Raw genomic sequence first — 374 nt, 5'->3', positions numbered from 1 at the left:
TTGCGGCATTTGAAGAGCACCAGGGCATTCCCTGGGTCAATACGCTGATGATCGACAAATCCGGCTCGGCCAGTTACATCGATGGCACCCAGGTACCGCAGTTGAGTGCCCAGGCGGAAGGCTACTGGCGCGCCGCATCGCAGAGCCCGCAGCTGGCACCCATCTGGCAGGATGGTGCAGGGAGCGTGCTGCTGCCCGGCAACAGCTCTGTGTATGAGTGGGTGGACAGTGGCGATACCCTGACCCCGGGGCTGGTGCCTTTCAGCAAGGCGCCACAAATGACCCGCGACGATTACCTGTACAACGCCAACAGCAGCCACTGGTTGAGCAATCTTGAAGCACCACTGGAAGGATACAGTGTTCTTTACGGCCCT

General features: G+C 59.9%; 1 protein-coding gene. It reads left to right on the top strand.

The window, feature by feature from the left end; genetic code table 11:
• Window positions 1–374 (top strand): penicillin acylase family protein (locus tag A3754_RS05535; RefSeq protein ID WP_197468478.1); only part of this gene is annotated, 374 nt, incomplete at both ends.

The organism is Alcanivorax sp. HI0083, assembly GCF_001635175.1.
Note: the sequence above shows the minus strand (reverse complement) of the source record. Positions and strands in the feature narration are given on the sequence as shown.